At 41.7% G+C, this 7,667-nt stretch carries 8 protein-coding genes; 3 read left to right on the plus strand and 5 right to left on the minus strand.

Features of this window, described 5'->3' with window-relative positions; all coding sequences use genetic code 11:
• Nucleotides 1-246: 246 nt before the first annotated feature.
• The 3 genes from PASHI_RS04575 to PASHI_RS04585 all read right to left on the minus strand — a co-directional run bounded on the left by PASHI_RS04575 (nt 247) and on the right by PASHI_RS04585 (nt 1,954).
• A complete protein-coding gene (locus PASHI_RS04575; protein ID WP_062564745.1) occupies nt 247-897 on the minus strand; it encodes a UPF0149 family protein in 651 nt (216 codons plus the stop codon).
• An 82-nt stretch (nt 898-979) separates the two neighbouring features.
• Entirely contained in the window at nt 980-1,255 is a 276-nt protein-coding gene (locus PASHI_RS04580; RefSeq protein ID WP_082710865.1) for a sensor histidine kinase, read from the minus strand.
• A gap of 30 nt (nt 1,256-1,285) precedes the next feature.
• The gene (locus PASHI_RS04585) at nt 1,286-1,954 is read right to left on the minus strand and encodes a sensor histidine kinase (RefSeq protein WP_062564747.1); all 669 of its coding nucleotides are present in this window, start codon (nt 1,952-1,954) and stop codon (nt 1,286-1,288) included.
• 80 nt (nt 1,955-2,034) lie between these two features.
• On the opposite strand from PASHI_RS04585, the gene nosR reads away from it, so the two are divergent.
• Both nosR and hemH read left to right on the plus strand, forming a co-directional pair.
• On the plus strand, nt 2,035-3,342 hold the full coding sequence (nosR, locus tag PASHI_RS04590; protein ID WP_062564748.1) for a response regulator c-di-GMP phosphodiesterase, NosR family: 1,308 nt from the start codon (nt 2,035-2,037) through the stop codon (nt 3,340-3,342).
• Between the two features lie 78 nt (nt 3,343-3,420).
• On the plus strand, nt 3,421-4,443 hold the full coding sequence (gene hemH / locus PASHI_RS04595; RefSeq protein ID WP_062564749.1) for a ferrochelatase: 1,023 nt from the start codon (nt 3,421-3,423) through the stop codon (nt 4,441-4,443).
• 60 nt (nt 4,444-4,503) lie between these two features.
• Here hemH and PASHI_RS04600 read toward each other — a convergent pair whose 3' ends face one another.
• A complete protein-coding gene (locus tag PASHI_RS04600; protein WP_062564750.1) occupies nt 4,504-5,652 on the minus strand; it encodes a benzoate/H(+) symporter BenE family transporter in 1,149 nt (382 codons plus the stop codon).
• A 142-nt stretch (nt 5,653-5,794) separates the two neighbouring features.
• Nucleotides 5,795-6,742: an ATP-grasp domain-containing protein gene (locus tag PASHI_RS04605; protein WP_062564751.1), complete on the minus strand. Its 948-nt coding sequence runs from the start codon at nt 6,740-6,742 to the stop codon at nt 5,795-5,797.
• 195 nt (nt 6,743-6,937) lie between these two features.
• On the opposite strand from PASHI_RS04605, the gene PASHI_RS04610 reads away from it, so the two are divergent.
• Nucleotides 6,938-7,474, plus strand: coding sequence for a hypothetical protein (locus PASHI_RS04610; protein ID WP_055199089.1), 537 nt, complete (start codon nt 6,938-6,940; stop codon nt 7,472-7,474).
• Nucleotides 7,475-7,667 lie beyond the last annotated feature (193 nt).

Genomic DNA, 7,667 nt, shown 5'->3' on the forward strand with positions numbered 1-7,667 from the left:
ACTAAGCACGTGTTGTTGATTTTAGAAATCACGATTTTTGAAAGTTAACTCAAGCCTGCGAGTTAACTCTTGCAAAACATCCTATCAACAAATACACAAAATGAAAGAAAAATCAGGTACGACTTAGGTATAAATTTTTCCATTTGTAGTATTAATGGAATTTTTACGGTTGGAATTATTCGTTTTTCAGTAGAAACAAGCAAAATAATGCAACTATCAGCTTATCTCTACTGAGGAGGAAAATGTTTACTGATCTTGCTCAAGCATCGCCAGCTTTTCATCTTCAAGCATTAACGCCATAGTGGCAATCTCAGATAAGCTCTCGTCTAGCGCATTAAAGAAGGTGACAAACCCTTCGCCTAGTTTTTCTGGTTCAGGATGATTTGCCAGCGCCTGATCCCACATTGCAAAAGTAGTAAGTAAATCGAGTGTTGCTTCAAAATTATCAATAAACAACTGGCCATCTTCGCTTTCGTTTTCTTGCTGCGAATCAGCCTTGAGTAAAAATTGTAAATCGCTGTGCCAAATATCTTGGTTCACAATGTACGCTGCAATATACCCGCTACAAAAGTCTTGTAGTGCTTGGCTTGGTTCATTGCTGTTAACTTCATTTGGGTATAATTCGGCTAAGATTTTCTTTTGTTCAACTTGTGCTTCGGTTACGTTGTCGAGCAGTTCAATCATTGCATCGCGCGGCTCTGAATCTGTCATTAAGGTGTTGAATACCGCTTCATCATTATCGGCAATATAATTTGCTAACTCTGACTCACCAAAAAACTCTGAGCAGGCTAACAAACCAGACATATAGCCAATCACTTGATCCAAGCTGACTTGATTAGTTTCTCTTTGACTAGCGAGGTAATTTTTAAATACATCCGAACTTTGTTGGTTAAGCATATTGAGCCTTTACATGTTGTTTTGGTAAGGGTGTATTCCTACCCTAGCGAATTCACAAATTTTTGCAACAACTGAAATACTGTCAGCTAGTTACAGTCTTCCTGACCTGACTTTGTACCGGGAACACGCAGCTAATTCGTGTGCCCATTCCTTCTGTACTTTGAATATCAATACATCCTTGATGTTCATGCACTATGGCATATACCATGGTCATCCCCATGCCGGTGCCTTCACCAACAGGTTTAGTGGTGTAAAAGGGATCGTATATTTTCGCAATGGTTTCTTCTGACATACCGGCGCCATTATCTTCAACATCGATATAAATATGCTGCTCAAGTTCATACACAGCAACGGATATTTCAGCTTTTGCGCTTAAATTATCACAAGCTTATTTGGCATTAATTAAGATATTAACAATCACTTGGCTTATGGCGGGTAAGTTACACCAACTTTGTGATATCGGGCTGTATTGGGTATGCAAATGGCAATTACGAAGTTGATTAGCAAGTAGTTTAACGGCACTTTTTACCGCCTCCGTCATATCGGCAAATTGCTTGTCGTGACTTTTAGGCCGCGAAAAATCCAGTAAATTAGCCACAATTTTACTGATCCTTTGCAAGCCTTGTGAGGTGTCGCTTATTAGTTCAGGTAAATCATCAGCCATAAAGCGAAACGAATGTACTTTATTAAGCTCTGTTAACTGCTTACAAAACGTGGCTTTATCAGTATCGTTGCAGGCAAATTCATCACATACAGCAAGTAACTCGCTAAAGTAATTACAGTAATTTTTTAAACAATCAACATTACTAATGCTATAGGCAAGAGGGTTATTTATTTCATGGGCAACCCCAGCACAAAGAGTGCCTAAAGTGGCCATTTTTTCGGCTTGAATGAACATAGCTTGATGATGCTCTAAGTCAGCAATTTTTTGCTCAAGCTCACTGTTTAATGCGACTAGAATACGGCTTTTGTCTGCGAGCAATTGTTCAGCTTCTTCTCTGGCCGCTTTTTCTAACAAATAGGCTTGCTTAAAGTCATCCATATTCATCTCAAACATTGTTTGTCTCTTTTAAAACCTAGCACAAGGCTTGATTTAAGGCTATGTTATTGATTAACGATGACTCATAGTAAAACGGTATGGCAGAACAAGTTAGCAAACAACATATTCAGGTTTTATGCATAGATGATGACGAAATCGTGCTGCGCACATTGTTACGCTTATTAGCAGCAAGCAACATCACTGCAAAAGCCAGCTCAGATCCACTTGAAGGACTAAAAGTTTTGGCCACTTATAGCTTCGATGTGATCATTTGCGACATGCGTATGCCAAACATGGACGGCGCCGACTTCTTTGCACAAGCACTTAATATAGACCCAGAACCACACCGAATTTTGCTAACCGGTTACTCAGATATCGACAACACCATTGCCGCTGTCAATAAAGGTAAAATTCATGCCTATATCCAAAAGCCATGGCAAAACGAATTACTGCTACGAAACATTAGTGATGGCATAGAAAAAACCTCATTAAAGCGCCAAAACAAGCAGTTAGAGCAAAAAATAAAAGCGCAAAACAGCCAGTTAAAAGAGCTAAACAACAACCTTGAGCAAATGGTAGAAAAGCGTACGTTACAAATTCGAAAAGTGCTCAAACAACTCGAAGAAGTCAACGAGCGTGAAAAACACGAGCACCGTACCACCTTCGAAATCTTATATAACTTTATAAACGCTAACCCCTACCTAGATGGTAACCAAGCGCAAAATATAGCCACAACTTGTAAGCAACTAGCACAAAGCCTTGGCTTAGAAAAACAGCGAATTGAAAGAGCAGAAATAACAGGTTATCTTGCACAAATTGGCTTGCTCGCTATGGAGCCTGAGCTTTATAAAAAGCCAACCAGAGAACTAACCGAAAACCAAAAAAAAATCTTTTACACCCATCCAAGTACCGCGCAGTTAATGCTCATGCCTGCTACCCATTTACATGATGTCTCGGAGGCTATTTATTACCAATTCGAACATTACAATGGGACAGGCCAACCTAAAGGCTTAAAAGGAAAAGAAATTCCGATAAAAGCTATGATATTAGCGGTAGCAAGAGATTTTTGGCTAGCAGTTGAACAATTCAAGAGCGCAGACGAAAGTGACTTTGAAAGAGCACGTGATCAACTACAGCTATATAGCGGAACCTATTATCACCCTAAAATTCTAGAAGCCCTTAACAACATAGAAATTAAGTGTGCCAGCGATCAAAAAGTCGGCACCATGAAAATTATCTCGGCTCAAGATCTTAAAAACGGCATGGTACTTGGGCACGCACTAAGAAGCTACGACGGTATTTTGTTATTACCTAAAGGGCATGTGTTTGGTGCAAAATCAATTGCAAAGCTGCAGCAGCTTGAAGCAAGAAAACCGAATCCTTTCAGGATCATGATCAAAAATTAGCGAATAAAGTGATCACATAATCAGCTTACTTCGTTACAATGTGATTTATATTACGATTACTTCATATAGGAGCACTCAGTGTCGCGATTTTCCGCCATTACCGATAAGCCTCATGACGGCCGATTCAACAAAAAAACGGGCATTTTACTGACCAACTTAGGGAGCCCAGACGCCCCTACTACCGCGGCACTTAGAACTTATTTACGCGAGTTTTTATCGGACCCTCGAATTGTCGAGATCCCACGCTTTATTTGGATGTTCATCCTTTATTGCTTTGTACTTACGTTACGCCCAAAACGCTCAGCAGCACTTTATAAAAGCATCTGGACTGAAAACGGCTCACCGCTCACGCATATTACCCGAGAGCAAAGCAAAAAATTGGCAGCCCTTTTAAAAAACAAAGGACACCACGACACTGAAGTGGTCATGGCCATGCGCTACGGAAACCCTTCAATTGAAGCGGGCCTTGAAGAGCTGCGCGAAAAAGGCATCACTCGCGTGATCGTACTGCCAATGTACCCGCAATATTCAAGCACTACTATTGGCTCAACGTTTGATGCTGTATCGAATGTTCTTCGTAAGTGGCGCTGGGTGCCTGAGCTACACTTTATTAATGGCTATCACGACAACCCAACATACATTGATGCCCTAGCCGCTAGCATTAGCGAAGATCTTAATGCCCATGGCACGCCCCAAAAATTGGTGTTTTCGTACCACGGTACACCTAAACTGTTTTTAGAAAACGGCGACCCTTACTATTGCTTTTGTATGCAAACCACCCGTTTAGTAGCAGAGAAACTTGGCTTTGAGAAAGACTTTGCTGTAACAACTTTCCAAAGCCGTTTTGGTAAAGCTGAATGGTTGAAGCCATACACAGACGCAACCCTTGAAAGCTACCCTGCTGAAGGGATTAAAGATGTTGCAATTCTAAGCCCTGCATTTAGTGCTGACTGTTTAGAAACGTTAGAAGAACTCGAAGGCGAAAACCGCGAAAACTTTGAACACGCAGGCGGTGAAAAGTACCGCTACATTCCTGCATTGAATACCCGCGATGACCATATCAATGCGATGTTTGAAGTGATAAAACCATTACTTAAATAACAAAAGGCCCTAGTTATTATATACAGTAACTAGGGCCTTTTTTAATATTTAAGCGTGTCATTAATCCTTACGTGTCATAACCAAAGTTACCGTGCCAGCAACAATCCCCCAAAACGCAGAACCAACAGAGAACAAAGTTAGGTTTGAAGCTGTAACTAAAAAGGTCACGATCGCAGCTTCGGTATAATACGCCTCTGTTAAGGCTTGCTGTAAGCTGCTCGCAATGGTGGCGAAGAGTGCAATGCCTGCCAACGCCAAAATTAATGCCTGTGGCAAACTTGCTACCAAACCGACCAAGGTTGCCGCAAGGAGCGCCATAATAATGTAAAAAACACCACCAGCAATGCTTGCCCAATAACGTTTGCTTGGGTCTTTATCGGCCTCAGGGCTCATACAAATGGCAGCCGTTATAGCCGCCAGGTTAATGGCATAACCACCAAATGGTGCAATAAATACATTTAAAAGCCCGGTTACATTTAACGCTGCCGATACAGGAGCTTTGTAATGATGTGCTTTTAAAACAGCAATACCCGGTAAGTTTTGCGACGTCATGGTGACAATAAACAGCGGCAAACCAACACTTATCATGGCGTTTAAGTCAAACTCAGGCGCAATGTAAGCAAACTCGCTCATTTTCCACTGCCAGCTAGAGGTATCAATCTGCCCAGTCACACCAGCCATTAAAAAGCCCGCAACAACCACTGCAAGCATAGCAAAGCGAGGAAAATAGCGCTTTCCACATAAATAAACAGCCACCATTAAACCAATGACTAAAGGTAGCTCACTCATAAAGTTGAACACATCAATACCAAAATTCACCAGCACGCCTGCAAGCATGGCACAAGCCAATTGGCTTGGGATCTTGTTCATCATTTTTTCGAACACGCCGGTAATACCAGACAAAAACACCAGCGCCGCCGAGAACATAAACGCGCCAACAGCTTGGTTTAAGCTATAACCTTGGGCACTTGAAATAAGGAGTGCCGCTCCGGTTGTTGACCACGCGATAAGAATGGGCACTTTGTAGTAATAAGACAACGCAATCGAGCTGACGCCCATCGCAAGACCAAGCATTAACACCCAGCTGGCAACTAAATCAGGTGTGCCACCTAACACCATAACAACCTGATAAATAAGCGCGATTGAACTGGTAAAGCCAATAATAACGGCCACTAATCCAGCGGTTGCTCGACTGATGAGCTGACTCATGTACACACACTCCTTGGCAATTAAAAATCTACCATATCCTATGATTTGCCAGATGGCACTGTACACTTTTGTAGTATTTTAAGATTTATTTACTATACAGATGACACAAAAAAGGCGTGTTATAACCACGCCTTTTGAAAGTTTAAACGGCCTCTAAACAAGGCTCTTCGACAACTTTTGGCTTATCAAAAATACCTAAACGAATGCGAATGAAGTGCAAAATCTCTTTGGCTACATCAATACCCAACGCACCTTCTAAGCCTTCAAAACCAGGGCTTGAGTTTGCTTCACAAATTTTAAAGTGCTGCTCATCAAACAATAAATCAATGCCAGCCACATCAAGGTTAAGTACGTTCGCAGTTTGGGTTGCAAGCCATTCGATTTCTGGCGTAATAGGAAATGACTTACCTGTACCACCAGCACTGACATTCGCTTTAAAATTTTTACCCTGTGAGTTACGTTCCATACACGCAACAGCACGGCCACCGATAGTAAGTACTCGCAAATCACGACCATGACTCGACTTAACAAACTGCTGTAAAATGATGTTTGCTTGTGGGTTTGCCGCTTCAATCAGCTGCATTAAGTCATCAAACTCTTCTTTTGATTTTGATAAGAACACGCCACTGCCCTGCGAGCCCGATAACGTTTTAATAACCACAGGAAAGCCAATTTGCTTTTCAACCAAATCAATATTCACCGGAAACTTAACCAACATGGTATTCGGCGTAGGTAAATTACATTCAGCAAGAATTTGCTGTGCAAACAGTTTGTCTTTCACTGTTTCGATTGATTGCGAGCTATTGACACAATAAACACCTAAACGCTCAAGATGGCGGATAATCGCCAGCGCAAAATAGGTTGTACTTGCACCCATACGAGGAATAACAAAGTCCGGTAATTCAACAGATTGACCATCAATTAAGATACTTTTACCGTCTTCACGAGTAATAGTTAGATCAAATTGATCTGGCGAGTAAACTTGTAAATCTATGCCCTCTTCTTTGGCTGCAGCAAGTAAACGTTCAACTTCATAGGTTTCTTGCTTTAACAAGCCTTGGCTATCTTTATAAATGATCCACCCGCGCATGGTAGGTACCTCTAGTCTTGGAGTTTCGGTGACAAAAAAACGCGGATTATGCTCAGCATTCAGAGCCGAGTAAAACAAATTAATTTTATCGACACGATAATAAAAACCACTACTTAGTGATTAACTATTGACCGAGTTGTTAACTTGAGGTAAAAACTAACAATGAGTTAACATAAAAACCCGTAAGAGAAACATGTGAACAGGACGCTTGCATTAATCTTCATTCTGCCACTTACAGCATTTGCACTGAATGAATGGCACATTCAAAGTGATGGTTTTAAAACAAAACCCAGCACACAGCAGTTTGTTGCCTCTTACAAAGCAGAAGCCGACCAAATAGCCCCACAGCCCATTGTGAACTTAACTGCGCCGCTTAATCAGCTATCTAATCACGCGCACGATTACCTATACAAACAAGGCCGTTTGCCTGACCAATTAGCAAACACCGCATTCAGCGAATTTGATTTAGACACCCTAAAAACCCTACAACCTGGCGATCACTTTATTTTAGTCATCGACGAATACCTCAGTTACACCGTCGAAATTAGTAACATCATCGAAGCCAGCAATGGCGATAGAAGTGTATTTGGCAAGGTCAATGATCATGCTAAAGCAGGCCATCAAGCCGTGATGACCCTCACAGAAAACACCCTACAAGGCCAATTTGATGCCGGTAATCAAAGCTACAAGTTTCAAAGCCATGGTGAATACGGGTGGGTAACGAAGTTGTAGGTAACGAGGTACGAGTTGTTAGCTACGAGTTGCTAGTTTCAAGGGGAAAGGGGAAAGGGGAAAGTTAGCGAGTTTCGAGATACGAGGAACGAGATACGAGATGCGAGATACGAGGAACGAGTTTCGAGTCTGTAGCAGCGATTTTACATCGCGTCCTAGAGTCTGAATCCTAGCACCTAATGTTTCCCCGTAG

The sequence above is a fragment of the Pseudoalteromonas shioyasakiensis genome, assembly GCF_001550135.1.
Classification (GTDB): Bacteria; Pseudomonadota; Gammaproteobacteria; order Enterobacterales; family Alteromonadaceae; genus Pseudoalteromonas; species Pseudoalteromonas shioyasakiensis.

Bases quoted from the DNA above. Each gene is read 5' to 3' on its own strand.
- PASHI_RS04600 (WP_062564750.1), bottom strand. From the start codon at position 5,652: ATGAGTCAGCTCATCAGTCGAGCAACCGCTGGATTAGTGGCCGTTATT.
- PASHI_RS04575 (WP_062564745.1), bottom strand. From the start codon at position 897: ATGCTTAACCAACAAAGTTCGGATGTATTTAAAAATTACCTCGCTAGT.
- nosR (WP_062564748.1), top strand. From the start codon at position 2,035: ATGGCAGAACAAGTTAGCAAACAACATATTCAGGTTTTATGCATAGAT.
- PASHI_RS04585 (WP_062564747.1), bottom strand. From the start codon at position 1,954: ATGTTTGAGATGAATATGGATGACTTTAAGCAAGCCTATTTGTTAGAA.
- PASHI_RS04605 (WP_062564751.1), bottom strand. From the start codon at position 6,742: ATGCGCGGGTGGATCATTTATAAAGATAGCCAAGGCTTGTTAAAGCAA.